General features: G+C 67.8%; 27 protein-coding genes. 13 read left to right on the forward strand and 14 right to left on the reverse strand.

Annotation, left to right across the window (positions count from 1 at the left end):
• Window position 1 precedes the first annotated feature (1 nt).
• The 6 genes from ACEN9N_RS03810 to ACEN9N_RS03835 all read left to right on the forward strand — a co-directional run bounded on the left by ACEN9N_RS03810 (window position 2) and on the right by ACEN9N_RS03835 (window position 5,689).
• Window positions 2–961, forward strand: coding sequence for a branched-chain amino acid ABC transporter permease (locus ACEN9N_RS03810; RefSeq protein ID WP_413313369.1), 960 nt, complete (start codon window positions 2–4; stop codon window positions 959–961).
• Window positions 958–1,725 carry an ABC transporter ATP-binding protein gene (locus tag ACEN9N_RS03815; RefSeq protein WP_478178606.1) on the forward strand — a complete coding sequence of 256 codons (768 nt, stop codon included), beginning with the start codon at window positions 958–960 and terminating at the stop codon, window positions 1,723–1,725. The genes ACEN9N_RS03810 and ACEN9N_RS03815 overlap by 4 nt, the downstream gene beginning before the upstream one ends.
• Window positions 1,722–2,435 (forward strand): ABC transporter ATP-binding protein, encoded by a 714-nt coding sequence (locus tag ACEN9N_RS03820; RefSeq protein ID WP_007829318.1) that lies wholly within the window; start codon window positions 1,722–1,724, stop codon window positions 2,433–2,435. Before ACEN9N_RS03815 ends, ACEN9N_RS03820 begins: the two co-directional genes overlap by 4 nt.
• Window positions 2,436–2,469: 34 nt before the next feature.
• A complete protein-coding gene (locus ACEN9N_RS03825) occupies window positions 2,470–3,726 on the forward strand; it encodes a Zn-dependent hydrolase (RefSeq protein WP_413313365.1) in 1,257 nt (418 codons plus the stop codon).
• Entirely contained in the window at window positions 3,723–5,219 is a 1,497-nt protein-coding gene (locus ACEN9N_RS03830) for a M81 family metallopeptidase (RefSeq protein WP_495655383.1), read from the forward strand. The genes ACEN9N_RS03825 and ACEN9N_RS03830 overlap by 4 nt, the downstream gene beginning before the upstream one ends.
• A 92-nt stretch (window positions 5,220–5,311) precedes the next feature.
• The gene (locus tag ACEN9N_RS03835) at window positions 5,312–5,689 is read left to right on the forward strand and encodes a nuclear transport factor 2 family protein (RefSeq protein WP_007829322.1); all 378 of its coding nucleotides are present in this window, start codon (window positions 5,312–5,314) and stop codon (window positions 5,687–5,689) included.
• A gap of 25 nt (window positions 5,690–5,714) precedes the next feature.
• Here the strand turns inward: ACEN9N_RS03835 and ACEN9N_RS03840 are convergent, their stop codons facing one another.
• Complete coding sequence (locus ACEN9N_RS03840; protein WP_495655384.1) at window positions 5,715–6,854, reverse strand: helix-turn-helix domain-containing protein; 1,140 nt, start codon at window positions 6,852–6,854, stop codon at window positions 5,715–5,717.
• A 179-nt stretch (window positions 6,855–7,033) separates the two neighbouring features.
• Here ACEN9N_RS03840 and ACEN9N_RS03845 point away from each other — a divergent pair, with 179 nt between their 5' ends.
• The 7 genes from ACEN9N_RS03845 to ACEN9N_RS03875 all read left to right on the forward strand — a co-directional run bounded on the left by ACEN9N_RS03845 (window position 7,034) and on the right by ACEN9N_RS03875 (window position 14,628).
• Window positions 7,034–7,531, forward strand: coding sequence for a (2Fe-2S)-binding protein (locus ACEN9N_RS03845; RefSeq protein WP_413314757.1), 498 nt, complete (start codon window positions 7,034–7,036; stop codon window positions 7,529–7,531).
• 13 nt (window positions 7,532–7,544) lie between these two features.
• Window positions 7,545–9,929 (forward strand): xanthine dehydrogenase family protein molybdopterin-binding subunit, encoded by a 2,385-nt coding sequence (locus ACEN9N_RS03850; RefSeq protein WP_413314756.1) that lies wholly within the window; start codon window positions 7,545–7,547, stop codon window positions 9,927–9,929.
• 20 nt (window positions 9,930–9,949) lie between these two features.
• Window positions 9,950–10,741, forward strand: a complete 792-nt coding sequence (locus ACEN9N_RS03855) for an FAD binding domain-containing protein (RefSeq protein ID WP_413331330.1) — start codon at window positions 9,950–9,952, stop codon at window positions 10,739–10,741.
• A gap of 67 nt (window positions 10,742–10,808) precedes the next feature.
• Window positions 10,809–11,711, forward strand: coding sequence for an AAA family ATPase (locus tag ACEN9N_RS03860; RefSeq protein ID WP_007829333.1), 903 nt, complete (start codon window positions 10,809–10,811; stop codon window positions 11,709–11,711).
• A gap of 30 nt (window positions 11,712–11,741) precedes the next feature.
• A complete protein-coding gene (locus ACEN9N_RS03865) occupies window positions 11,742–12,956 on the forward strand; it encodes a vWA domain-containing protein (protein WP_495655385.1) in 1,215 nt (404 codons plus the stop codon).
• A 33-nt stretch (window positions 12,957–12,989) separates the two neighbouring features.
• Window positions 12,990–13,598: an SRPBCC family protein gene (locus ACEN9N_RS03870; protein WP_495655386.1), complete on the forward strand. Its 609-nt coding sequence runs from the start codon at window positions 12,990–12,992 to the stop codon at window positions 13,596–13,598.
• Between the two features lie 16 nt (window positions 13,599–13,614).
• Window positions 13,615–14,628 (forward strand): XdhC family protein, encoded by a 1,014-nt coding sequence (locus ACEN9N_RS03875; RefSeq protein WP_007829339.1) that lies wholly within the window; start codon window positions 13,615–13,617, stop codon window positions 14,626–14,628.
• Between the two features lie 98 nt (window positions 14,629–14,726).
• Here ACEN9N_RS03875 and mnhG read toward each other — a convergent pair whose 3' ends face one another.
• The 13 genes from mnhG to ACEN9N_RS03940 form a co-directional block, all read right to left on the reverse strand.
• Entirely contained in the window at window positions 14,727–15,083 is a 357-nt protein-coding gene (gene mnhG, locus ACEN9N_RS03880; RefSeq protein WP_007829341.1) for a monovalent cation/H(+) antiporter subunit G, read from the reverse strand.
• Complete coding sequence (locus ACEN9N_RS03885) at window positions 15,080–15,358, reverse strand: K+/H+ antiporter subunit F (RefSeq protein ID WP_007829342.1); 279 nt, start codon at window positions 15,356–15,358, stop codon at window positions 15,080–15,082. The genes mnhG and ACEN9N_RS03885 overlap by 4 nt, the downstream gene beginning before the upstream one ends.
• Window positions 15,355–15,846, reverse strand: coding sequence for a Na+/H+ antiporter subunit E (locus ACEN9N_RS03890; protein ID WP_413314753.1), 492 nt, complete (start codon window positions 15,844–15,846; stop codon window positions 15,355–15,357). Before ACEN9N_RS03890 ends, ACEN9N_RS03885 begins: the two co-directional genes overlap by 4 nt.
• Window positions 15,843–17,501, reverse strand: a complete 1,659-nt coding sequence (locus ACEN9N_RS03895; protein WP_495656444.1) for a monovalent cation/H+ antiporter subunit D — start codon at window positions 17,499–17,501, stop codon at window positions 15,843–15,845. Before ACEN9N_RS03895 ends, ACEN9N_RS03890 begins: the two co-directional genes overlap by 4 nt.
• A gap of 41 nt (window positions 17,502–17,542) precedes the next feature.
• Window positions 17,543–17,893, reverse strand: a complete 351-nt coding sequence (locus ACEN9N_RS03900) for a Na+/H+ antiporter subunit C (protein WP_056510360.1) — start codon at window positions 17,891–17,893, stop codon at window positions 17,543–17,545.
• A 219-nt stretch (window positions 17,894–18,112) separates the two neighbouring features.
• Window positions 18,113–21,019 (reverse strand): monovalent cation/H+ antiporter subunit A, encoded by a 2,907-nt coding sequence (locus ACEN9N_RS03905; protein WP_495655387.1) that lies wholly within the window; start codon window positions 21,017–21,019, stop codon window positions 18,113–18,115.
• A gap of 77 nt (window positions 21,020–21,096) precedes the next feature.
• Window positions 21,097–21,477, reverse strand: a complete 381-nt coding sequence (crcB, locus tag ACEN9N_RS03910; protein ID WP_413314751.1) for a fluoride efflux transporter CrcB — start codon at window positions 21,475–21,477, stop codon at window positions 21,097–21,099.
• Window positions 21,478–21,508: 31 nt separating this feature from the next.
• Window positions 21,509–22,810, reverse strand: a complete 1,302-nt coding sequence (locus ACEN9N_RS03915; RefSeq protein ID WP_413314750.1) for a TRAP transporter large permease — start codon at window positions 22,808–22,810, stop codon at window positions 21,509–21,511.
• Entirely contained in the window at window positions 22,803–23,312 is a 510-nt protein-coding gene (locus tag ACEN9N_RS03920) for a TRAP transporter small permease (RefSeq protein ID WP_413314749.1), read from the reverse strand. Before ACEN9N_RS03920 ends, ACEN9N_RS03915 begins: the two co-directional genes overlap by 8 nt.
• A 21-nt stretch (window positions 23,313–23,333) precedes the next feature.
• The gene (locus ACEN9N_RS03925; protein ID WP_495655388.1) at window positions 23,334–24,302 is read right to left on the reverse strand and encodes a TRAP transporter substrate-binding protein; all 969 of its coding nucleotides are present in this window, start codon (window positions 24,300–24,302) and stop codon (window positions 23,334–23,336) included.
• Between the two features lie 145 nt (window positions 24,303–24,447).
• Window positions 24,448–24,777 carry a ComEA family DNA-binding protein gene (locus tag ACEN9N_RS03930; protein WP_413314746.1) on the reverse strand — a complete coding sequence of 110 codons (330 nt, stop codon included), beginning with the start codon at window positions 24,775–24,777 and terminating at the stop codon, window positions 24,448–24,450.
• A gap of 138 nt (window positions 24,778–24,915) precedes the next feature.
• A complete protein-coding gene (gene lapB, locus ACEN9N_RS03935) occupies window positions 24,916–26,085 on the reverse strand; it encodes a lipopolysaccharide assembly protein LapB (RefSeq protein ID WP_413314745.1) in 1,170 nt (389 codons plus the stop codon).
• Window positions 26,075–26,410: a LapA family protein gene (locus ACEN9N_RS03940; RefSeq protein WP_007829364.1), complete on the reverse strand. Its 336-nt coding sequence runs from the start codon at window positions 26,408–26,410 to the stop codon at window positions 26,075–26,077. The genes lapB and ACEN9N_RS03940 overlap by 11 nt, the downstream gene beginning before the upstream one ends.
• Window positions 26,411–26,433: the final 23 nt, after the last annotated feature.

Below are 26,433 nucleotides of genomic sequence, written 5' to 3' on the forward strand. Positions count from 1 at the left end.
CATGCCGAGAAAAATCACTTTCCTTCTGGCACTGACCGCCGCGCTGGGCCTGCCGCTGGTGCTGCGCTCGGGCTCGCTCGCGAGCGAGGTGCTGATCTATGCACTCGCGGCCCTGGGCTGCAACCTGCTGCTGGGCTATACGGGGCTGCTGTCCTTCGGGCAGGGCATCTTCTTCGGGCTGGGCAGCTACACCATCGCGATCCTGCTCACGCGCCTGCACCTGCCGATGCCGCTCGCCCTGCTGGCGGCCGTGGCCATGGGCGCGCTTGGCGCGGCGCTGGTCGGCTGGGTCGCCATCCGCCAGCGCGGCACCTACTTCGTGATGCTCACGCTGGCCTTCGCGCAGATGTTCTATTTCATCGCCTACACCGCCACCGACCTCACGGGCGGCGACAACGGCCTGCTCGACGTGCCGCGCCCCGGTTTCATGGACACGCCGTGGAAGTACTACGCCTTCGTCGCGGTGATCTTCCTGATCGCCTTCGGCCTGCTGCTGCGCGTGACCGATTCGATCTTCGGCCGCACGCTGCTGGCCATCCGCGACAACGAGGACCGGGCCGCCGCCGTGGGCTACGACCTCAAGCGCTTCAAGCTGCTGGCCTTCGTGATCTCGGGCGCCGTCACCGGCCTTGCGGGCGGGCTGCACGCGATGATGACCGGCATCGCGCCGCTGTCGAACGCCGAGTACCACACCAGCGAGATGATCCTGGTCATTACCGTGATCGGCGGCACCGGCAACCTGTTCGCCTCGGTGCTGGGCTCGGCCTTCTATGTGCTGCTGGCCGACTGGCTCTCCACGCTGTGGCCGCGCTGGCTGTTGTTGCTGGGCTTGCTGCTGATCGGCGTGAGCATCGGCATGCAGCGCGGGCTCTGGGGGCTGGGCGAGGGCGCGTGGCGCCGCATCTTCCGCAAGACATCGCCTGGCGCCAAAGTGCCTGCGGCCCTGGGAGAAAAAGCATGACGGGCATCCTCATCGAAGCCGTCGGCGTCACCAAGCACTACGGCAAGTTCGCTGCACTCGGCGGCGTCGACCTGAAGATCAGGCGCAATACCGTGCACTCGGTGATCGGCCCGAACGGCGCGGGCAAGACCACGCTGTTCCACATGCTCACGGGCACCGGCACCACCACGGGCGGCCGCATCCTGTTCGACGGCCACGACGTGACGCGCGAGCCCGACCACCGGCGCGTGCAGCGCGGCATGGCGCGCTCGTTCCAGGTCACGGCGCTGTTCCTGAGCCTGTCGGTGCGCGAGAACCTGCGCGTGGCGGCGCAGGGCGTTTCGCCGCGCCAGGCCATGAACTGCTGGCGCGCGCCGGTCGGCGAACTGGCCTGCACGCAGACGGTGGACGAGGTGCTGCAGCGCGTGGGGCTCGAACGGCTGGCGAACACGCCGGCCAGCGAGTTGTCGCATGGCCAGCAGCGCCGCCTCGAAGTGGGCATGGCGCTGGCCGCCAGGCCGAAGGCCATCTTCCTGGACGAGCCGACCTCGGGCATGGGCATCGACGACCTCGACGACATGAAGCACCTGATCCGCGGCCTGCGCGACCAGCACACCGTGGTGCTGATCGAGCACAACATGAACATCGTGATGGACATCTCCGACACCGTGACCGTGATGCAGCTGGGCCGCGTGCTTGCCGAGGGGCTGCCGGGCGACATCCGCTCCGATGCGCGCGTGCGCACGGCCTATCTCGGCAACATGATCACGGGGGGCAAGGCATGAGCGGAAGGAACATCCTGGAAGTCGAGGGGCTGCATGCCCACTACGGCAAGAGCCATGTGCTGCAGGGCGTTTCGATGCGCGTTGGCGATGCCGAACTGGTCACGCTGCTGGGCCGCAACGGCGCGGGCAAGTCGACCACGCTCAAGAGCATTGCCGGCGCGGTCACGCCCACGGGTGGGCGCGTGCGCTTCCAGGGCGCGGACATCGCGGACATGCCGCCGCACCGCATCGCCGCACGCGGCGTGTGCCTGGTGCCCGAGCACCGCGGCATCTTCAAGCTGCTGACGGTGGAAGAAAACCTGCTGCTCGGCCTGCGGCGCGAATCGCCCTGGCAGCTGGCCGACATCTACCGCATCTTTCCGCGACTGAAGGAGCGCCGGCGCAACGGCGGCGGGCAGCTTTCGGGCGGCGAGCAGCAGATGCTGGCCATCGGCCGCGCGCTCATGAACCATCCGCGCCTGCTGATCCTCGACGAGCCGGTCGAAGGCCTGGCGCCGGTGATCGTCGAGGAGATCGTCGCGCAACTCAAGACCATCAAGGCGGCCGGCGTGGCCATCCTGCTGGTCGAGCAGAACCTCGAAGTCTGCGTGCAGCTGGCCGACCGCCACTACATCGTGGAGCAGGGCGTGATCGTGCACGAGGCCGGCAACGCCGACTTCATGGCCGACCATGAAGTGAAAGACCGCTATCTGGGCGTGGGCCTTGCTTGAGGCTTCCCGCAACACTCTTCCTTATCGCAAAGCCATGAACTCACACACCGAACTCCGCATCGACGGCCAGCGGCTCTGGAACTCGCTGATGGAACTGGCGCAGCTCGGCGCCACCGAGAAAGGCGGCGTCTGCCGCATCGCGCTGACCGACCTCGACCGCCAGGGCCGCGACCTGTTCACGCGCTGGATGCGCGAAGCGGGTTGCGAAGTGCGCGTGGACGCCATCGGCAACATCTTCGCGCGCCGCGCCGGCCGCAACAACGTGCTGCCGCCCATCACCACCGGCAGCCACATCGACACGCAGCCCACGGGTGGCAAGTTCGACGGCAACTATGGCGTGCTCGCGGGGCTGGAGGTGATCCGCAGCCTCAACGACGCGAAGATCGAAACCGAAGCACCGCTCGAAGTGGCCGTGTGGACCAACGAGGAGGGCTCGCGCTTCGTGCCCGTGATGATGGGCTCCGGCGTGTTCGTCGGCGCCTTCACGCTCGAGCATGCGCTGGCGCAGCGCGACCACGAGGGCGTGAGCGTGTCGGACGCGCTTGCGGCCATCGGCTATGCAGGCAGCACGGCTGCTTCGGTGGCCGCGTCGCCGGTGGGCGCGTACTTCGAGGCGCACATCGAACAGGGCCCGGTGCTCGAAGCCAACGAGCGCGTGATCGGCGTGGTCGAAGGGGCGCTGGGCCAGCGCTGGTACGACGTGGTGGTCCAGGGCATGGAAGCGCATGCCGGCCCCACGCCGATGGAGCTGCGCAAGGACGCGCTGCTGGCCGCCTCCGAGCTCGTGATCGAGGTCAACCGTATCGCGCTGGCGCACGCGCCGCATGCGCGCGGCACGGTCGGCTGGATCGACAACTATCCGAACTCGCGAAACGTGATCCCGGGCCGCGTGAAGCTCAGCGTGGACCTGCGCGCGGCCGACGACGTGGTGCTGTCGGCCATGGATGCCGAGCTGAAAGAAGCGGTGCAGCGCATCGCGACGAAGGGCAAGGTCGAGATGTCGGTGGAACAGGTCGTCTACTTCCCGCCGCAGCCCTTCACGCCCAAGCTCGTGTCCGCCGTGCGCGAAGCCGCACAGGCGCAGGGCATGAGCTGGATGAACGTGATCAGCGGTGCCGGCCACGACGCCGTGTACCTCGCGCGCGTCTGCCCCACGGCCATGATCTTCGTGCCCTGCCTCGACGGCATCAGCCACAACGAGATCGAGGACGCGCAGCCCGACCACCTCGAGGCCGGCTGCAACGTGCTGCTGCAGGCCATGCTGCAAAGCGCGGGAGTGGCGTCGTCATGAAGGTGCTGATCGCACGTCTCAACCACGAGACCAACACCTTCTCGCCCGTGCCCACGCCGCTCGCGGCTTTCGGCCCCGACGGCCCGACCTTCGGCGAGCAGGCCTACCGGGACAACAAGGGCATGCGCACGGCGATGTCGGCCTTCATCGACCTGGCGGAGCAGGCCGGCGCCACGCTGGTCACGCCGGTGTCGGCCTCGGCCAACCCGAGCGGGCCGGTCGACGCGCAGGCCTACACCACGCTCACGCAGTGCATCGTCGATGCGGCGCCGGGCTGCGACGCCATACTGCTCGACCTGCACGGTGCGATGGTCGCACAGAACAGTGCCGACGGCGAAGGCGACCTGCTCGTGCGCCTGCGCGCCGCGGCGCCGGGCGTGCCCATCGGCGTGGCGCTCGACCTGCATGCCAACGTCACGCCCGAGATGGTCGGCAATGCGGACGTCATCGTCGGCTTCAAGACCTATCCGCACATCGACATGTACGAAACCGGCGAGCACGCCGGCCGCCTGCTGTTCGACCTGCTGGCCGGGCGCAGCAGGCCGGCGATGCGCTGGCGCCGGCTGCCGCTGATGGCACACACGCTGCGCAGCGCCTCGTTCACCGGTGCGATGCAGCGCGCCATCGAGGCGGCGCGCGAAGCCGAGAAATCGTCGGAGTCGCTCGCGGTGTCGATCCTGGCGGGCTTCTCGCTGTCGGACATCGAGGCGCCGTGCATGAGCGTGATCGTGGTCGACGCGCAATCGCCCGAACGCGCGCAGGCCACGGCCGACCGCATCGCGATGCAGATGTGGAGCGAGCGCGAAGCCTTCATCTACCGCAGCGAGCCGCTCACGCAGTCGGTGGCCCGCGCAAAGCTCATCGCCCAGGGAGCCACCCGTCCGGTGCTGCTGCTCGACCATGGCGACAACTGCATGTCTGGCGGCAGCTGCGACACCATGGACGTGCTGCAGGAAGCGCTTGCGCAAGGGCTGCACGGCATCGGCGTGGGGCCGCTGTGCGACCCCGAAGCGGTGGCCGAGCTGATCGCGGCGGGGGAGGGTGCGGAGGCGACAGTCGCACTCGGCAACAAGGTCTCGCTGGAAGGCATCGGGTTGAAGAAAACGCCGGTGCGCCTGACGGGCACCGTGCGCACCATCGGCAACGGCGAGTACGTGATCACCGGCCCCACCTACACCGGCCAGCGCAGCAGCATGGGCCGCACGGTGCTGTTCGACATCGGCGCCGCGCGCATCGTGGTGACCGAGCGCACGCAGGAGCCGTGGGACATCGGCGTCTTCGAGTGCGCGGGGCTCGATCCGCGCAGGGAACGCTTCCTGCTGCTCAAGTCGCGCATGTACTGCCGGCCGGTGTTCGAGCCGCTGTCGGCCGCGCTGGTGGAGTGCGACAGCCCGGGTGTGACCAGTTCGGACTACGGCCTGTTCCCCTTCGGCAAGGTGCACCGGCCGGTGTTTCCGCTGGATGCGAACGCCTCGATGGAGCTTGCCGCATAACCTGCCACGTCATCGACGCGAATCGCGTGCGGCGCGACCATTCCTTCACCCCGCGATGTTGCGGGCCGAACCCTTCGAAAGGAATCGTCATCATGAACACCGCCGCACACGATGCCACCGCGATTGCCCAACGCTACATCGCCGTCTGGAACGAAACCGACGCCGCGCGCCGCGCCGCGCTGATCGAAGCCGGGTGGGCCGCCAACGCGCACTACGTGGACCCGATGGCGCAGGCCAGCGGGCATGAGCAGATCAGCGCGCTGGTCGGCGCGGTGCACCAGCGCTACCCGGGCTTCCGCTTCAACCTGCTGGGCAAGGCGGACGCGCACGGCGACCATCTGCGCTTCTCGTGGACGCTGGGGCCGAGCGGGGCGGAAGACATGATCCAGGGCACCGACTTCGCCCAGCTGGATGCCGGCAAGCTCCGCTCGGTCACGGGCTTCCTGGACAAGGTACCCGTGGGGGCCTGAAGCAGGAAAGCTGAACGCTGTGCGCTCAGTCCGGCATGCCGGCCGAGCGGCCGCGCCACAGCTTGCGGTAGACCGTGGCACGGCTGATGCCCAGTGCCCGCGCGGCTTCCGCCACGTTGCCGCGCGCGTCGGTCACCGCCTTGCGGATCAGCTCGGTTTCGACGTCGCGCAATCGCGGGCGGGTGCTGGATGCGGAAGCACCCTCGGAGCTGCCGCCGCGCCGGGGCCGCGCCTGCACCCGCAAGCCCGACCAGAGCGGCACTTCGAGCACCGCGTCGCCGCGCCGGGCCGCGTCGAACATCATGTGCAGGGGCAGCGCGAACAGGTCGTTGAAATTCAATGCGTGTTCGCAGCGCGCCAGCGGCTGGTGCAGCATCTGCCGGGCCGCCGCATTGGCGCCCGTGATGCCACCGCCAGCGTCGATGCACAGCAGTCCCTCGGTGGCTTCGCTGCTCGGGCTGCCCGGCCAGGCCAGGTGCAACAGCAGCTCGCAGGGCTCGCGGATCAGCAGCATGTTCTCGATGCTGCGCGCGGACAGGGTGGCCAGGTGGCGCAGCTCCGGGCGCTCGACCACCTGCACGCCGGTCAGGTCGAGCATGCCGATGCAGTCGCCCCGGGGGCCGAAGAGCGGCGCGCCCGCGCAGCTGTAGACGCTGGTGTCGTCGAAGAAATGCTCGCCGCGGTGCAGCCACACCGATTCCTGTTCGGCCAGCGCGGTGCCGATCGCGCTGGTGCCGATGGCGCGTTCCGACAGGTCGACGCCGACGCGCGCGATGTCGCGCGCATGGCGGCTGGCGGCGTCGACGCCCCCCGGGCGGTTGCCCACGTCGATCACGATGCCGTCGGCATTGGTCAGGATGGCGAAATAGCGGGTGTCGGCGATGGCGCGCGAAAGCCGGTCGATCACCGGCCGGGCCGCGGAAACCAGCGCCCGGTTGTGTTCGGCGACATCGCAGCCGGCTGCCCGGCTCACCGGATCGAAGCTGACCCGCTGCTGCGGCCGGCGGCCGGCCTCGATGCAGCGCTGCCAGGAACGGGTGATCCACGAATCGACGCACGCGGCACCGCGCGCACGGGGCGGCGACTCGCCCTCGATCAGTTCGCGGCGGGCTTGGGCAATGGCCAGGGAACGCTCAGGAGGTGGCGAAACGACAGTGGCGGGCATCGTGGTTTTTCGCGCGTGTGGGGCGGCTTTTCCCGGCTCGCCGGGCGGCAAGCTGTTTCATTTTGAGAATTTCGTTCGCTCTGTGCAAGAGTCGAGGGTTTTGCCTAGGATAGTGCGAAAGGTGGGCATCCAAGATGCTTTTTGCTGAACCAGCCATCACCTTTCACGGAGACAGCCAAATGCAGGTCGCTTTCAAGATCAACGGCCGTCAGGTCACGGTCGACGCTCCTCCCAATACTTTCCTCGTCCACGCCATCCGAGAGCACCTCCACCTCACCGGAACCCACGTCGGCTGCGACACCGCCCAGTGCGGCGCCTGCACCGTCCACGTCAACGGCAGGGCAGTCAAGTCGTGCAACATCCTGGTCGCGCAGGCCACGGGCGCGGACATCACCACCATCGAGGGCATCGCCGAGGCCGACGGCACCATGCACCCGATGCAGGCTGCATTCAAGGAGTGCCACGGCCTGCAGTGCGGCTTCTGCACCCCGGGGATGGTCATGAGCGCCATCGACCTTTGCACCCACCACCCCAAGTCGAGCGAGTCGGAAATCCGGGAGCTGCTCGAGGGCAACCTGTGCCGCTGCACCGGCTACCAGAACATCGTGAAGGCCGTGAAGATGGGCGGCGAGGCCATGGCCTCGGGTACGCCGGTCAAGACAACCGTCACGGCGTGAAAGGAGCAACATCATGGGTGCTTCCGACTTCTCGAACCTGCCGCACATCGGCGAGGCCCTGCGGCGCAAGGAAGACTATCGTTTCCTGACCGGCGCCGGCAACTACACGGACGACATCACGCTGGCCAACCAGAGCCATGCGGTCTTCGTGCGCTCGCCGCACGCCCATGCCGCCATCAAGTCGATCGACATCGCCGAGGCGCTGAAGATGCCTGGCGTGGTCGGCATCTTCAGCGGCAAGGACATCGAAGGAAAGATGGGCGGCCTGCCCTGCGGCTGGCTCATCAACAACCCCGACGGCACCCCCATGAAGGAGCCGATGCACCCGATCCTCGCGATCAAGAAGGTGCGCTACGTCGGCGACCACGTCGCGATGGTGGTGGCCGAGACGGTCGAGCAGGCCAGGAACGCCGCCGAGGCGGTGGTGGTCGACTACGAGGTGCTCCCCGCGCTCGTGAGCGTGGCCGATGCGGCGAAGAAGGCGAGCGGCGTCACGCTGCACGACGAGGCGCCCGACAACCAGTGCTACAAGTGGGCGCTCGGTGACAAGGCGGCGGTCGACGCGGTGTTTGCCAGCGCCGCGCACGTCACCAAGCTCGACCTGGTCAACAACCGGCTGATTCCGAACCCGATCGAGCCGCGCGTGGCCATCGGCAGCTACAGCCGCGGTACCGACGACTACACGCTGTATGTGTCGAACCAGAATCCGCACGTCGAACGCCTGCTGATGACGGCCTTCGTGCTGGGCCTGCCCGAGCACAAGGTGCGCGTGATCGCGCCCGATGTGGGGGGCGGCTTCGGCTCCAAGATCTTCCTGTATGCCGAAGACGTGTGCCTCACCTGGGCCGCCAAGCAGCTCAACCGCAACATCAAGTGGACGGCGGAACGCTCCGAGTGCTTCCTCTCGGACGCGCACGGCCGCGACCACGTGAGCCACGCCGAGATGGCGATGGACAAGGACGGAAAGTTCCTCGCGCTGCGCGTGCACACCGACGCCAACCTCGGCGCCTACCTGTCGACCTTCTCGACCGCGGTGCCGACCATCCTCTACGCCACGCTGCTGGCGGGCCAGTACACCACGCCGCAGATCTACGTCGAGGTGGATGCCTGGTTCACCAACACCGCGCCGGTCGACGCGTACCGCGGCGCGGGGCGGCCCGAGGCCACCTATCTGCTGGAGCGGCTGGTGTCGCGCTGCGCCTGGGAAATGAACCTGGGGCAGGACGAGATCCGCAAGCTCAACTTCATCAGCACCTTTCCCTACCAGACGCCGGTCGCGCTGCAGTACGACACGGGCGACTTCCACGCCTGCATGGACAAGGCCCGCGTGCTGGCCGAGGTTGACGGCTTCGCCGCGCGCAAGTCGGCCAGCGAGGCCGCAGGCAAGCTGCGCGGCATCGGCTACTCGAGCTACATCGAGGCCTGCGGCATCGCGCCGTCGAACATCGCCGGCGCGCTCGGCGCGCGCGCCGGCCTGTTCGAATGCGGCGAGATCCGCGTGCACCCGACCGGCAGCGTGACGGTGTTCACCGGCTCGCACAGCCACGGCCAGGGGCATGAGACCACCTTCGCGCAGGTCGTGGCGGCGCGGCTGGGCATTCCGGTCGAGAACGTCGACGTGGTGCACGGCGACACCGGCCGCGTGCCCTTCGGCATGGGCACCTACGGCTCGCGTTCCATCTCGGTGGGCGGCGCGGCCATCATGAAGGCGCTCGACAAGATCGAGACCAAGGCCAAGAAGATTGCCGCGCACCTGATGGAGGCAAGCGACGCCGACATCGAGTTCGCCAATGGCGAGTTCACGGTCAAGGGCACCGACAAGAAGATCCCGTTCGGCCAGGTGGCGCTCACGGCCTACGTGCCGCACAACTACCCGCTCGACAAGCTGGAGCCCGGCCTGAACGAAACCGCCTTCTACGACCCGACCAACTTCACCTTCCCGGGCGGCACCTATATCTGCGAGGTCGAGGTCGACAAGCAGACCGGCGAGGTCAAGGTCGACCGCTTCACCGCGGTGGACGACTTCGGCACCATCATCAACCCGATGATCGTCGAGGGCCAGGTACACGGCGGGCTGGTGCAGGGCATCGGCCAGGCGCTGCTGGAGAACTGCGTCTACGACAACGAGACCGGCCAGCTGCTCACCGGCAGCTTCATGGACTACGCCATGCCGCGCGCAGGCGACTTTCCGCAGTTCAAGCTCGACACCGTGTGCACCCCGTGCACGCACAACCCGCTGGGCACCAAGGGCTGCGGCGAGGCGGGAGCCATCGGCTCGCCGCCGGCCGTGATCAATGCCGTGCTCGACGCGCTGGCGCCGCTGGGCGTCAAGGACTTCGACATGCCCGCCTCGCCCAGCCGCGTCTGGGAAGCGATGCAGGCCGCAGCCACACACTAAAACAAAGAAGGAACCGCACCATGTACGCCTTCACACTCGAACGGCCCGCTTCCGTGGCCGACGCGGCCAAACTCGTTGCCGCAGGCGCCAAGCCGCTGGCGGGCGGCCAGACCCTGCTGGCTTCGATGAAGCTGCGGCTCTCGGCCCCCGATCAGCTGGTGGACCTGAGCGGCATCAAGGAACTCACCGGCATCGCGAAAAACGGCAATGCCATCACCATCGGTGCCATGTCGCGCCATCTCGACGTGGCGAACAACGCCGACGTGAAGGCCGCCTTCCCGGCGCTGGCCGACCTGGCCGCGCGCATCGGCGACCGGCAAGTGCGCGCGATGGGCACCATCGGCGGCTCCGTGGCCAACAACGACCCTGCCGCCTGCTATCCCAGCGCGGTGCTGGGCTCCGGCGCGACGGTCATCACCTCGAAGCGCGAGATCGCGGCGGACGATTTCTTCCTGGGCCTGTTCACCACGGCACTCGAAGAGGACGAACTGATCACCGCGATCCGCTTTCCCATTCCGAAGCGCGCCGTCTACGAAAAGCTGCGCCAGAAGGCGTCGAACTTCCCGCTGGTCGGCGTGTTCCTTGCGCAATACGACAGCGGCGTGCGCGTGGCGATCACCGGCGCGGGCAACGGCGTGTTCCGCCATGCGGGGCTCGAGGATGCGCTCAACAAGAGCTTCACGGCGGCCGCTGCCGCAGCCGTGAAGATCGACGCGAGCGACCTGAACAGCGACCTGCATGCTTCGGCCGCGTATCGCGCGAACCTGATCAGCGTGCTGACGCAGCGCGCAGTCACCAAGGCCCTGGGCTGAAGAAGCCGGGGTTGTTGTTCGCTCTACGGAAGACGCGACAGCCTCGCGTCTTCCGCTACGCTTCGCCATGATCTTCCCGACCATCGATTCCCTCTCCGAAGGTTTGATGCAGGCCGGCTACTTTGCCGACCGCCGGCTGGCCACGGCCGTTTTCCTCGCGCTCAAGCTTCAGCGCCCGCTGCTGCTCGAAGGAGAGCCCGGGGTCGGCAAGACCGAACTGGCGAAGGCGCTGTCGACTGCGCTGAGCCGCGAGCTGCTGCGCCTGCAGTGCTACGACGGCCTGGAGCAGCGCGAGGCGCTCTACGAATGGAACTACGCCGCGCAGCTGCTGCACATGCGCGCCGCCGAGGCCACCGGCGCGGCGCGCGATGTGGAGGCCGAGGTCTACCAGCCGCACTACCTGATCCGCCGCCCGCTGCTGCAGGCGCTGCAGACGCCGCTGCCCGGTGCCGTGCTGCTGATCGACGAGGTGGACCGCGCCGACGAGCCGTTCGAGGCCTTCCTGCTCGAATACCTGGGCGAGTACCAGGTGAGCATTCCCGAACTGGGCACGGTGCGCGCCGTGGTGCCGCCCGTGACCATCCTCACGAGCAACCGCACGCGCGAGCTCAACGACGCGGTCAAGCGCCGCTGCCTGTATCACTGGCTCGACTACCCGGAGCGCGAGCGCGAGCTGGCCATCGTGCGCGCGCAGGTGCCGCAGGCCGGCGAGAAGCTGTCGGCGCAGGTGGCGGCCTTCGTCGCACGGCTGCGCGATGCGCCCTTCGTCAACGCCTTCCAGCGTGCGCCCGGCATTGCCGAGAGCGTCGAATGGGCGAGGGCGCTGATCGCGCTCGACACCGTCGAGCTCGACCCCGAAGTGGTGGTGGATACCGCCGGCATCCTGTTCAAGCAGCGCGACGACGTGGCGGCGCTCACGCGGGAGCTGGCATCGGATCTGCTCAAACCCGAGGAGCCGGTCGCGCGCTGAGCGCGTCCCTGTTCCAGACAGCGATTTCGCATGGCCGGAATCCAGCAACTCGGCGACGTCCGCGGCGGCAAGCTCGCCGGCAACATCACCGCCTTCGGCCGTGCCCTGCGCCGTGCCGGCGTGCGTACCGATGCCATGCGCATCGCGCTGGCTGCCGAGGCGGCCACGCTGGTGGGCGTGGACGACAGGCTCGACCTGGGCGCCGCGATGGAAGCCGTGATGGTAAGCCGCGAGCAGGACCGCATGGTGTTCCGCGAACTCTTCGACGCCTGGTTTCGCGACCCGGAACTGGCCAACAAGCTGCTCGCGCAGATGCTGCCGAGTGCCGAAGGCAAGGCCGAGCCCTCGAAGCGCCGGCCGCGCGTGCGCGAAGCGCTTACCGCACCGCGCAGCCCCGCCAGGCCAGCCGAGCCGGCAAAGCCCGACCGCGAGATCGAGTTCGACGCCGCCATGACGTCGAGCGATCGCCAGCGCCTGCAGCATGCGGACTTCAACGCGCTCGGCGCATCCGAATACCGCCTCGTCGAACGGCTTGCGCGCGACATCCGGTTGCCCATTCCCGAACTGCCGTCACGCCGCCTGCGCGTGGCCGGCGATGCGGGCCAGCAGCATGCGCGCATCCATTGGCCGGGCGTGCTGCACGAGGCGGCGCGCACCGGTGGCGAGATCCTGCGGCTGCCCAGGCTCGCGCGGCGCCAGCAGCCCCTGCCGCTGCTGGTGCTGGTCGATGTGTCGGGTTCGATGGAGCGCTATGCACGGCTGCTTCTGGCGTTCCTTCATGCTGCGACGCGCCGGGCGGGGCGCCGCGACGTGTTCGCCTTCGGCACCCGCTTGACCGACCTGACCCCCGCCTTCCGGCTCGCCGACACCGATGCCATGCTCAGTGCAGCCAGCCTCGCCATCGACGACTTCGCAGGCGGCACCCGGCTCGGCAGTTCCCTGACCGAACTGCGCCGCGCCCACGCCCGCCGCCTGACCGGGCGCCGCACGCTGGTGCTGGTGATCAGCGACGGGCTCGACACCGGCGAGCCATCGCTGCTGGAGCAGGAGCTGCTGTGGCTCAAGCGCCATTCGCGCCGCCTGCTGTGGCTCAACCCCTTGCTGCGTTTCGAGGGCTACGCCCCTCTGGCGCGTGGGGCCGGCGTGCTGCACCGGCAAGCAGATGCGATGCTGGCGGTTCACAATCTCAGCGCACTCGAACAGCTCGCCGCGAGCCTGGCCGCCTTGATGCGGTCCGGCCGCTAGCGTTGCCCAGGAAGGAAGCAAAAGGAAACCACCATGGAAATGCTCGGAAACCGCCGCCTCGGCATCACCCAACAACAGGCATGGGACGCGCTCAACGACCCCGAGACGCTGAAGAAATGCATCCCCGGCTGCGACAAGTTCGAGCTCACGGGCGACAACCAGTACAGCGTTGCCCTCGCGCTCAAGATCGGTCCGGTCTCGGCCAAGTTCAACGGCAAGGTGGTGCTGTCGGACATCGTCGCGCCCGATGGCTACAAGCTCACCTTCGAGGGGCAGGGTGGTGTGGCGGGCTTTGCCAAGGGCTCGTCGAGCGTCACGCTCAAGTCGGTGGCCGAAGCGGAGGCCGCGACGCCGCCGGTTGCCGGCTGCGAGCTCGACTACACCGTGCAGGCACAGGTCGGCGGCAAGATTGCCCAACTTGGCCAACGCCTGATCGACGGCGCTGCCAAGTCGACCGCAGATGATTTCTTCAAGCGCTTCGAGGCCGAGATGCAGAGCCGCTATGGCCCCCCGCCTGCGCCGGCCGAGGAAGCCGCCAGCGCCGAGGCGCCGGCCGAGAAGAGCGGCATGATGTCCGGCCTCATGAAGAAGATCGGCCTCGGCAAGAAAGACGACACCGCCGCGACCGGCGACGCCGGCTGAGGAGGCGAACCGCGCTATGGAAAATCTCGACGTCATGGTGCTGCGCACGCTGCGTGACTGGCGGCGTGCCGGCAAACGCGCGCTGCTGACGACCGTCGTGCGCACCTGGGGCTCGTCGCCGCGGCCCGTGGGTTCGATCATGGCCCTGGCCGAAGACGGTGCGGTGGTGGGATCGGTCTCCGGCGGCTGCATCGAGGACGACCTGATCGCGCGCTACAGCCACGCCCACGGCAAGGGCGAGGACGTGCCGCTGGGCGCGCCGCCCGCGCTCGTGAAGTACGGCATCACCGCCGACGAGGCGCATCGCTTCGGACTGCCTTGCGGCGGCACGCTGGAGCTGCTGCTCGAGTACGCGCCCGATGCCGGGTCGCTCGACCTGCTGGTCGCACAGCTGGAACAGGGCAAGCTCATGCAGCGCACGGTGACGCTCGCCACCGGCGAGGTTCGGCTCGCCGAAGCGACGGCGCCCGACGAGCTCACGGTGAACGACACCGAACTCACCAACACCTTCGGCCCCGAATACCGCATGCTGCTGATCGGTGCCGGCCAGCTCGCCGAGTACCTCGCCACGATGGCCAAGTTCAGCGGCTTCGCGGTGACGCTGTGCGATCCGCGCGCCGAATACCGAACGGCGTGGTCGCTGTCTGGCGTGCACATCACGACCGAGATGCCGGACGACGCGGTGCTGGCCTTCAAGCCCGACCGCCGAAGCTGCGTGGTCGCGCTCACGCACGACCCGAAGCTCGACGACCTGGCGTTGCTCGAGGCGCTGCAGAGCGAGGCCTTCTACGTCGGCGCCATCGGCTCGCGCCGCAACGCCGACGCGCGGCGCGACCGCATGATCGAGCACTTCGACCAGACCGAGGAGTCGCTCGCGCGGCTGCGCGGGCCCATCGGCATCTACATTGGCAGCAAGACACCGCCGGAGATCGCGGTGAGCGTGATGGCGGAAATTCTTGCGGTGAAGAACGCGGTGACTCTGCCGCGTGAAGTCGAAGTGGCTCGGGCCAAGGAGATGCAGCAGTTGTAGCCTGGCCGATGTCTGCGGCATTCGGGGTGCCCTGAGCACGATGGGCGCGGCGCTTGCTCCGAACGATCGCGCCCCGAAACTACGCAGACACAGACAAGTCAGCCCGACTTCGCCTCAGGCGGCACATCGCCACCCTTCTGCCGCTCGCGGAACAGCGCCGCGCGCATCAGGAAGATGGTGGTGATCGGCGCCGTGAGTGCGATGAACAGCACGATCAGCACCGCGTGCAGGAACAGGCTGAAGCCCTGCACCGAGAAGTACACGATGGTGGCCACGGTCATGCACCACACGCCTACCGTCGCGCCCAATGTGGGCGCATGGATGCGACGGAAGAAGGTGGGCAGCCGGATCAGGCCGAACGAGCCGATGGCTGCGAAAGCTGCGCCCAGCACGGCGAACACGGCGGTGACGATCTCGGCCCACAGCGGCAGCGGGCCTGCGATGAAGTCCGTCATTCGATCACCTCCCCGCGCAGCAGGAACTTGGCCATCGCCGTGGAACCCACGAAGCCGAACAGCGCGATCAGCATCGCCGCCTCGAAGTAGACGTTGCTCGCGTAGACGATGCCCAGCACCAGCATCATCAGCATGCCGTTGATGTAGAGGCAGTCGAGCGCCATCACGCGGTCCTGCGCGCTCGGGCCGATCAGCAGCCGGGAGAGCGCGCACAGCATGGCCACGGCCAGCAGGAAGAGCGCGAATTTCAGGGCCCAGAAAAGGATGGGTGTCATAGCTCGAAGATCTCCATCAGGGGGCGTTCGTAGCGCTGCTTGATCAGCGCAATGAAGGCAGCATCGTCGTCGAGGTCGAACACGTGGATCAGCAGCGTGCTGCGGTCGAACGACACTTCGCCCCAGGCCGTGCCGGGCGTGAGGCACATGATCATCGCCAGCACCGCGAGCCCGTTGGGGTCGCGCATGTCGAGCGGAATCTGCACGAACTTCGAGCCGATGCGCGAGGTGCGCCGCGTGAGCAGCAGGCGGGCCACGTCGTACGCCGACTTCAGCATGTCGAAGGTCACGATGAAGGACAGCCGCAGCGCGACGCCAGGCCGGCGCATGCGCACCGCCGCCGGACGCAGGCCCTCGGTGAGCAACGGCACGGCGATGGCGAGGACCAGGGCTGCCAGCAGCGTGGCCGCATCGAGCGACTGGTTGAGCAGCAGCCAGACGACGAACAGCGCGAACGACAGCGGCGGGGAAGGCAGAAGGCGCTTCATGGGGCCGTGCCTTCCTTTTTCTTCACCGGGTTCGGGATCTGCCTGGCGCCCAGCACCGCGTTGCGATAAGCCGTGGGGGTCTTCAGACCCTCCGCCGTGGCCCTGGCGTGCTGCATCACGGGCTCGGCCCACACGGTCAGCGCCACGCAGGCCGCGAGAAGTCCGGCCACCGGCAGCACTTCGAGCGCGGGCAGCGAAGGCATGGTGGGGTGGAGCTGCGTCCAGAAATGGCGGATGCCGGTGCGGCTCAGGGCGATCAGCGAGAGAAAACCGGAGACGATCAGCAGCGCGAGGAAGATCCAGCTGGCGGTGCCGAGCGCCTTTGCGCCGAGCAAGCCCGAGAGCATCGCGAACTTGCCGATGAAGCCTGACAGCGGCGGCAGGCCCGCGAGCAGCAGCGTGCAGCCCACGAAGCTCAGGCCGAGGAAGGCCACGCCGGCGGGAATCGCGCGGCCGTAGAGCGCTTGCGCCTCGTCGTCGAGGTTCACGTTGTCGAGCGCGCGCAGGTCTTCGGCGAGGAAGGGGGCGTTGCCGGCCGCCTCGTGCGGTGCGACGCTCATGCCGGCGTTGCGCCAGCGTTCGATCATGTCGGTCAGCAGGAAGAAGGCGCTGACCGCGAGCGTGGAGCTCAGCAGGTAGTACAGCGCGCCCGCCCACACGGCCGGCCGTCCGAGTCCGAGCGCCGCGAGCAGGGTACCGGCCGACACCAGCACGCTGAAGCCCGCGAGGTTCGACAGCCGCTGGGTGCCGACGATGCCGAGGGCGCCGACGAACAGCGTGGCAAGGCCGGTACCCACCAGCGCGGCCTGCCCGAAGGCCGCCGAGTCGCCGGTGTCGGGCGCGAAGAGCACGGTCCACAGCCGCAGGATCGTGTAGATGCCGAGCTTGGTCAGCAGAGCGAACACCGCGCCCACGGGCGACACCGCCGCGCTGTAGGCCGGTACCAGCCAGAAGTTGAGCGGCCATGCGCCGGCCTTCGCGAAGAAGGCTGTCGCGAGGATGGCTGCCGCCGCATGCACCAGCCCGCGGTCTCCCGGCGCGAGTTCGGCGATGCGCACGCCGAGGTCGGCCATGTTGAGCGTGCCGGTCACACCGTAGAGGATGGCCGCGCCGATCAGGAACAGCGACGAGGCCGCGAGATTGATCGCGACGTAGTGCAGCCCGGCCTGCACGCGCAGCCGGCCGGAGCCGTGCAGCAGCAGGCCGTACGAGGCTGCGAGCATGACCTCGAAGAAGACGAACAGGTTGAACAGGTCGCCCGTGAGGAAGGCACCGTTCAGGCCCATGAGCTGCAGCTGCAGCAGCGGATGGAAATGCACGCCCGCACGGTCCCAGCGCGAGGTCGAGTAGATCGATGCGGCAAATGCGATGACGCCGGTGAGCGTGACCATCATGGTCGAGAGCCGGTCGGCCACCAGCACGATGCCGAAGGGCGCGCGCCAGTTGCCCGGCAGGTAGACGCCGATGGATCCGGGGCCGCCGCCGGTGTCGGCCGCGTTGACCCAGCGCAGCAGTGCGAGTGCGGCGAGCAGGCCGACGAGGCCCGACACCACGCTCAATGCCGACTTGGTGCGCCGACGGTTCTCGCCCAGCAGCAGCATGAGCGCGGCCGTGAGCATGGGCACGAGGATCGGCACCGCCACCAAATGCGGCATGCCGAACTCGAGCAACCTGTCGAGCAGATGGGAGATCTCCTTCACTCTGCCTCCTGCCGCTCTTCACCGTCCACATGGTCGGTGCCGGTGAGGCCGCGCGAGGCGAGCATCACCACGAGGAACAGCGCCGTCATCGCGAAGCCGATCACGATGGCGGTCAGTACCAGGGCCTGCGGCATCGGGTCGGCCGTGTTGGCCAGCGTGGCGGTGAAGCCTTTGACGAGCACCGGCTCGCTGTCGACCTTGAGCCGGCCCATGCTGAAGATGAAGAGATTGACCGCGTACGAGATCAGCGTCAGGCCCATGATGACCTGGAAGGTGCGTGGGCGCAGCAGCATGTACACGCCCGAGCCGGTGAGCACGCCGATGGCGAGTGCGAGCACGATTTCCATCCTAGGCTCCCCCCCAGGCTGCGCGCACTTCGTGTCGCTTCGCCAACCCCCTTCCGGGGGCGGCACCTATCGCCCGGCAAAGCCGGATCGATGGTGCCCTGCGCGAGGGAGCCTCCTGTCCCTGGCCAGGAACACCGCGGAACCGGCTTTGCCGGGCCGCTGGTGTTGCCCCCTTGAAAGGGGAGGCGGCTACACGAAGTAAGCAGGCAACGGGGGTGATCATTTTTGTTCGGCCTGCTCGTCGGCCCAGCGGTGGCTGCGTATCGACTGATGGGCCAGCCCGGTGAGGATCAGCATGGTGGCGCCGAGCACCAGCGCGAACACGCCGATGTCGAAGAAGAGGGCGCTCGGCACATGCACCTCGCCCAGCAGCGGCAGGTGAACGTGCGCGGTGTGCGTGGTCAGGAAGGGGTAGCCGAAGAACACCGCACCGCTGCCGGTGGCGAGCGCGAACAGCAGGCCGATGGCGATCCAGCGGCGCGGATAGATGCGCAAGTGCTCTTCGACCCATTCGGTGCCCGAGACGATGAACTGCAGCACCAGCGCCACCGACATCACCAGCCCCGCGACGAAGCCGCCGCCCGGCGCGTTGTGGCCGCGCATGAAGAAGTAGACCGACACCAGCACCGCCAGCGGCAGCAGCAGCCGCACCAGCACGGCCGGCACCATCAGGTAGCCGACGGCGGTGTCCTTGGCGCGGCGCGGGTTCAGCAGGTCGCTGCTGCCGTCGTCGACCTGCAGGCGCTGCTGTATGGGCAGGGCCATCGATTCGATCGCGGGGCGGAAGCGCCGCAGCAGCGCATACACGGTGAGCGCCACCACGCCGAGCACCGTGATCTCGCCGAAAGTGTCGAAGCCCCGGAAGTCGACCAGCATCACGTTGACCACGTTGGTGCCGCCGCCTTCGGTGAGCGCGCGTTCGAGGAAGAAGGGCGAGATGCTCTGCGGGAACTCGCGCGTCATCATGGCCCAGGCCAGCATCGCCATGCCGCCGCCGGCAACAGTTGCCACCAGCAGGTCGCGCCCGCGCCGGCCCCAGGGCCGCAGCCGTGCGCGCGCGGGTTGCACGGCGTCCTTGCTGCGCATCGGCAGCCAGCGCAGCCCCAGCAGGATCAGCACGGTGGTCACGGCCTCGACCACCAGCTGCGTCAGCGCGAGGTCGGGCGCGGAGAACCAGATGTAGGTCACGCACGAGACCAGCCCGGCGCCCGAAGCCAGCATCAGCGCCGCGAGCCGGTGGAACTTGGCCTGCCAGGCGGCGGCCAGCGCGCAGGTGCCGCCGATGATCCAGGTCATGGCGAACATCGGCGAGAAGGGCAGCAGCTCGCGCGTGCCGGGCGCAGCGGGCGTGGCCCACAGCGAGGCCGCGGCGCCCGCAATGGCCACGACAACCAGCAGCAGCAACTGCCACTGCATGCGGCGCGTGCCGAACAGGCGGCGGCTGCGCCGGCCCGCCTCGCTCAGCAGCGCGAGCAGGTGTTCGAAGATGGCCTGGCCGTCGAAGCGGTGCAGCAGCGGCGTGTGCGTGAGACCGCCGTCCGCGCGTCGGCTGCGCTGCAGCAGGTAGAGCGCGGCGCCGCCCGCCAGCGCCACGAAGCTCATCGCGAGCGGCAGGTTGAAACCGTGCCATACGGCCAGGCTGTACTCGGGCAGCGTGCCGCCCACCACGGGCGCCGCGGCCGCCGCCAGCAGCGGGCCGATGGACCAGGCCGGCACCACGCCCACGACCAGGCACAGCAGCACCAGCAGCTCGACCGGCACGCGCATCCAGTGCGGCGGCTCATGCGGTTGCCTGGGCACGTCGGGGCCGCAGGGCGGACCGAAGAACACGTCGAACACGAAGCGGGCGGAGTAGGCCACGGTGAAGACGCCCGCGACGGTGGCGATGATCGGCAGGCTCCAGTCGATCCATGGCGTGGACTGGATGAACACCGTCTCGGCGAAGAACATCTCCTTCGACAGGAATCCGTTGAGCAGCGGCACGCCGGCCATCGAGGCGCTGGCGATGATGGCCAGCGTGCCGGTGATCGGCATCAGCCGCAGCAGGCCGCTGAGCTTGCGGATGTCGCGCGTGCCGCTCTCGTGGTCGATGATGCCGGCCGCCATGAACAGCGATGCCTTGAAGGTCGCGTGGTTCATGACGTGGAACACCGCCGCCACTGCCGCCAACGGGCTGTTCAGGCCCAGCAGCAGCGTGATGAGCCCGAGATGCGAGATGGTCGAGTAGGCCAGCAGTGCCTTCAGGTCGCGCTGGAACATGGCAATGAAGCCGCCGAGCAGCAGCGTGACCGCACCCGCGCCGCCCACCATCCAGAACCACTGCTCGGTGCCCGAGAGCACGGGCCACAGCCGCGCCATGAGGAACACGCCGAGTTTCACCATGGTGGCCGAATGCAGGTAGGCCGAGACCGGCGTGGGCGCGGCCATGGCGCGCGGCAGCCAGAAGTGGAACGGGAACTGCGCGCTCTTGGTGAAGGCGCCGAGCAGCACCAGCACCAGCGCGGCCGGGTAGAGCACATGCGCGCGGATGAGGTCGCCCGAGGCCAGCACCACGTCGAGCTCGTAGCTTCCGACGATGCGGCCCAGCACCAGCACGCCGGCCAGCAGGCACAGCCCGCCCGCGCCGGTGACGGTGAGCGCCATGCGCGCCCCGCGCCGCGCATCGCGGCGGTGGTGCCAGTAGCCGATCAGGAGGAAGGAGAAGAGGCTGGTGAGCTCCCAGAACAGCGCCATCTGGATCAGGTTGCCGGAGAGCACCACGCCCATCATCGCGCCCATGAACGCGAGGAAGAACGAGAAGAAGCGCGGCACCGGGTCGGAGGCCGACATGTAGTAGCGCGCATAGAGCACCACCAGCGCGCCGATGCCCAGCACAAGCATGCAGAACAGCCAGGCGAAGCCATCCATGCGGAACACGAGGTTGAGGCCGAGGGCCGGGAGCCATTCGATCTCCTGCCGCAGCACGTTGCCGTGCGCGATCTGCGGAAAGAGCCACGCGGTCTGTATCGCGCAGCCCAGTGCGACCAGTCCCGCGAGGGTCGACTCCCTGTTGCGCGCGTTGGATGGCATCAACGCGGCCAGCACGCTGGCAATGAAGGGGAGTGCGACGAGAAAGACCAGAGGCATTGGGATCGATTCTATCGATCGACCCTTTGGGAAGCCCTATCCATAACCGCAAGACATAAGGCGCATTTATGCCCTGTTCAAGCCGAGAAGATCCGCACGGTCCGGATGCCGAGCCAAGTGAAGAAGAGCGAGCCGCCCAGGTGGGCCGAGGCCGTGACCATGGCCACGCCCAGCCGGCCTTCGAGCAGCATGGTGGTGACCTCGATGGAGAAGCTCGAGAAGGTGGTGAGGCCGCCGAGGAAGCCGGTGATCAGCGCGAGCCGCCAGACCGGATCCAGGTCGGGCAGCAGCTGGAAGGTGGCAACGGCCACGCCGATGAGGTAGCCGCCGATCAGGTTGGCCGCCAGCGTGCCCCAGGGCATGAGGCCGCCCATGCCCAACCAGAGGGCAAGGCCCCAGCGGGCCAGAGCGCCGATCGAGGCGCCGATGCAGATGGCAAGAATCGGTAGAAGAAGCATGCGTCTATTGTCGGCGCGCCGCCCCGCGGTTTCAGGGCGCCATCTGCTGCGGCAGCCAGGTCACCAACTGCGGCACGAAGTAGATGATCAGCACGGCCGCGACCATCAGGAAGAACATCGGCAAGGTGACGCGCGCGATGTAGAGCAGATCCTTGCCGGTCATGCCTTGCAGCACGAACAGGTTGAAGCCCACGGGTGGCGTGATCTGCGCCATCTCGACCACCAGCACGACGAAGATGCCGAACCAGACCGGATCGATGCCGGCTGCCGTGACCGTCGGCATGATCACGCCCATGGTCAGCACCACCATCGAGATGCCGTCGAGGAAGCAGCCCAGCACGATGTAGAAGGCAGCCAGCGCCAGGATGAGCTGGAACTTCGACAGGCCCAGCGAGCCGATCCATTCGGCCAGGTGCCGCGGCAGGCCGATGTAGCCCATGGCCAGCGTGAGGAAGGCCGCGCCCGCGAGGATCAGCGCCATCATGCAGTACAGCCGCGTGGCGCCCAGCAACGCGTCCCTGAAGCTTTGCCAGGTGAGCGAGCCCTGCGCGCCCGAGATGATCATCGCGCCGACCACGCCCACGGCCGCCGCCTCGGTGGCGGTGGCGATGCCCGCATAGATGGAGCCGAGCACCGACAGGATGAGCAGGGCCACCGGGATCAGCGACATCGAGGCCTTGAGCTTTTCCATGAAAGGAAGCTTCGCGTCGGCCGGCGGGACGCGGTCGGGGTGGCGCAGCGCCCAGAACACGATGTAGCCCGAGAACAGCAGCGCAAGCATGATGCCCGGGATGACGCCCGCGATGAACAGCCGAGCGATCGATACGTCCGCGCTCACCCCGTAGACGATCATGATGATCGACGGCGGAATCAAGAGGCCGAGCGTGCCCGCGCCGGCCAGCGTGCCGATGACCATGTCGTCGGGGTAGCCGCGGCGCTTGAGTTCGGGCAGGCTCATCTTGCCGATGGTGGCGCAAGTGGCCGCGCTCGACCCGGAGACCGCGGCAAACACCGCGCAGCCCACCACGTTGGTGTGCAGCAGCCGGCCCGGCAGGCTTTGCATCCAGGGTGCGAGACCCTTGAACATGTCCTGCGAGAGACGGGTGCGAAACAGGATCTCGCCCATCCACACGAACAGCGGCAGCGCGGTGAGCGTCCAGCTCGAGGCCGATCCCCAGATGGTCACGGCCATGGCGTCGCCGGCTGAGCGCGACGAGAAGATCTGCATGGCGATCCATGCCACGCCCGAGAGCGTGAGGCCGATCCAGACGCCGCTGCCGAGGATCAGGAACAGCGCGGCGATCAGGAGGCCTGCGACGACGAGGTCACTCATGGCGAAGGGCCTCCGTCTCGACGGCCTTGGCGGGGCGGCCACGCCACTCGATCACGAGTTCGTCCAGCGACGCGACGGCAAAGACGATGGCGCCGAGCGCCATAGACAGTTGCGGCATCCACAGCGGGGTGGCGTCGTTGCCGGTGGAGATGTCGTGGAAGTCGAACGACTGCCAGGCAAGGCGCACGCTGTACCAGGCGAACAGCAGCGCGAGGAGCGCCGCGGCGGCCATCGCCCAGCGCTCGAGCCAGCGCTGCGCCGCGGGCGGCAGGGTCTGCAGCACCAGCGTCACGCGGATGTGCTCCCCGCGCTTGAGCGTGTGCGCGAGCGCCAGGAAGCCCGCGCCGGCCATCAGGTAGCCGGCGTAGGCATCGATGCCGGGAATGTTGAAGTGAAGCTGGCGGCCGAGGATGGACAGGAGGACCATCGCCAGCAGGGCGACCATGAAGAGCGCCGCCAATGCGGCGGCACTCGTGTAGAGAAGGTCAAGTGTCTTGCGCATCGGGTGCAGTTCGAGTCCGCCTCACATCTTCTTGTAGGCGTCGACGACGGCCTGGCCCTCGGCACCGGCCTTCTCGGTCCACTCCTTGAGCATGGTGTCGCCGACCTTCTTCATGTCGGCCTTGAGCTGTGCGGAGGGCACGTGCACCGTCATGCCGTTCTTCTTGAGCAGGTCGAGGTATTCGAGGTTCTTTTTCTTCGACAGGTCCCACCCGCGCTTCTCGGCCTCCCCCGCCGCCTTGAGCACCGCGTCCTGCGTGGGCTTGTCGAGCGCATCGAAGGCCTTCTTGTTCATGAGCACCGCGTTTTTCGGCAGCCAGGCCTGGGTGTCGTAGAAGTTCTTGATGTATTCGTAGGTCTTGGTGTCGTAGCCGGTCGACCCCGAGGACATGTACGACTCGATCACGCCCGTGGCCATGGCCTGCGAGAGCTCGGCCTGCTGCACCGTGACGGGCTGCGCGCCGACGAGTTCGCCGATGCGCGCGGTGGCGGGACTGTAGGCGCGCCACTTCACTCCCTTCAGGTCGGCGGCCGATGCAATTTCCTTCTTCACGAAGATGCCTTGCGGCGGCCAGGCGACCGTGTAGAGCAGCACGATGCCTTGCTCGGCCAGCTTCTTCTCGAGCACAGGCTTCTGTGCCTGGTAGAGCTTCCAGGCGGCGTCGTAGCTGTCGGCCAGGAACGGGATGCCGTCGGCACCGAACAGCTGCCATTCGTTCTGGTAGTTCACGAGGAGGATCTCGCCGAGCTGTGCCTGGCCACCCTGCACTGCGCGCTTGATCTCGGGTGCCTTGAACAGCGAGGCATTGGCGTGCACCGTGATCTTGAGCTTGCCGCCGCTGCCCTTGTCCACGTCGCTCGCGAACTGGGTGATGTTCTCGGTGTGGAAGTTGCTCGCCGGGTAGGCGGTGGGCAGGTCCCACTTGGTCTGCGCGAAGGCTGCGGCGCCAAGGGTCAGGCCAGCGAGGGCGATGCCGAACTTGTGATTCATGAGCTCTCCGGAACGTATGAAAGTGAAAACGAAAACGAGCATACGAGCAAAATCCGGACCATCCCTGAGGCATTTCCCTGCCTTGGTGCATGCATGAAAAAAGCCGCCCACAGGCGGCTTGCTTGCTATAGGACCGGGTAGGAAATCAGGGCTTGGCGGCCTTGGCTACCTTGCCTGTCTTGCCTTCCTTGGGAGCGGCAGCTGCCGCTCCACCGAAGGCCTGGCCATTGACCGTCAGGCCTTCGGCTGACAGCTTGGCGGCCTTCTTTTCCTTGACGCCCTTCACGCGCTGCATGAGGTCGGGCCAGTCCTTGAACTCGCCTTCCTTGCGCGCGTCGAGAATGCGCTTGGACATGGAAGGGCCGACGCCCTTGACACCGTCGAGATCGGCGGCCGTGCCCTTGTTGACGTCGACGGCGGCGAACGAAACGACCGCGAACAGCATGGCCGTTGCGGCCAGGATTTTCTTGAACATGATGGGAACTCCCTTTGTCTTGTTGATATGACTGACAGCCGACAAGAGCGCCGGCCCAGGCTCAACGAGGCACAAAAGAAGCGCGTTGACCCGTGGAAGCCGCACCGGCCGCCACGTGACCATTGTTCAAAAATGTGATCAGAGTTCTTCGACGCGGCGCGGCGGATAGCTGTCCCAGGCCTGGCAGCCGGGGCAGTGCCAGAAGTACTGGTGCGCCTCGAAGCCGCAAGCAGCGCAGCGATAGCGCATGAGTGGCCGCGTAGCCTGGTCGAGCGCGCGCTGCACCTGCGGATGGAACTGCTGGTGTTCGAAGTGTTCGCCCGCGAGCCAGCGCGAGGCAGCGACCAGCGAGGGCTGCTGTGCAAGATGCGCGATGTAGCCATCGCGCGGCGTGGGATTGGGTTCTTCGGCGGTGGCGGTCGGTGTGCCGCCGAGCGCCATCAGTGCTTCGAGCACGTCGATCGACGGCGACTCCACGTAGCGGCGTTGCAGCAGCGCGAGCGCTTCGCCTTGGCGGTGCGCGGCCACGGCGGCCTGCTGCAGTGTGGCCGCATAGAGCGGCAGCGCCAGCGGTGCCGTGTCGCTCAGGGCCACGAGCGTGTCGAAGGCCGCGGCCGCTTCGCCTTTGCGCAACTGCAGGTTGGCTGTGTCGATGGCGGGGCGCGGTGCTTGCGGCGCAAGTCCAACGGCCTGCGCGAGCAGCTTCGCCGCGCTCGACAGGTCGCCTGCCGCCACGCGCTCGGTCGCCTGCTCGCAGAGGTGATGCGCGCGGCGCGTGCTGTAGCTGGCCTGGTCGGACTCGTCGAGCTTCTGCGCTACGTCGGCGGCCTGCGCCCATTCGCGCGAGCGCTCGTAGATGGCCAGCAGAGACAGCCGCGCCTCGTTCTCGTAGCGCGTGCCTTCGAGCTTCTGCAGTGCGGCTTCGGCGCGGTCGAGCAGGCCGGCGCGCAGGAAGTCCTGTGCCAGCGCGTGCTGCGCGCGTTCGCGGTCGCTGCGGCTCAGGTCGCCTCGGCCCAGCAGGTGCTCGTGCACGCGCACCGCGCGCTGGTACTCGCCGCGGCGGCGAAAGAGATTGCCGAGCGCGAAGTGCAGCTCCTGCGTGTCGGGGTCGTTCTGCACGGCCTCGATGAAGGCGTCGATGGCCTGATCCTGCTGCTCGTTGAGCAGGAAGTTGAGGCCGCGGAAGTAGGCCTTGGGTGCTTGCCTGTTTTCGAGCTTGAGCTGGCGGATGTCGAAGCGCGATGCGAGCCAGCCCAGCACGAAGGCGACGGGCAGGCTGATCAACAGCCAGCTGGGATCAAAGTCCATGTTGACGTACGGCGGGAAGGTCGGTGGCGGAGATGGACGGCGCCGATGCAGGAGTGCTCGTGGCGACCGACGGCGCGGATGGCTGGGCCTCGGAGGCGGCGGGCAGTTGCGCCGCTGCGGTGCGATGCTTCCACCAGCCCGGCAGCATGCCGAGCGCGCCCACCACGAGCCCGCCGGCGAAGGCCGCGAGCACCACGAGCACCAACGGCGCGCGCCAGTAGGTGCCGAAGAAGAAATAGACGGTTGCGTCGTGCTGGTTGTTCAGCGCGAAAGCAAAGAGCGTAAAAAAAATGGCTGCCTTGAGCAGCCACAGGAGGTATTTCATGCACGTTCCCGTTGGCGGGACGA

This window comes from Variovorax sp. Varisp46, assembly GCF_059491885.1.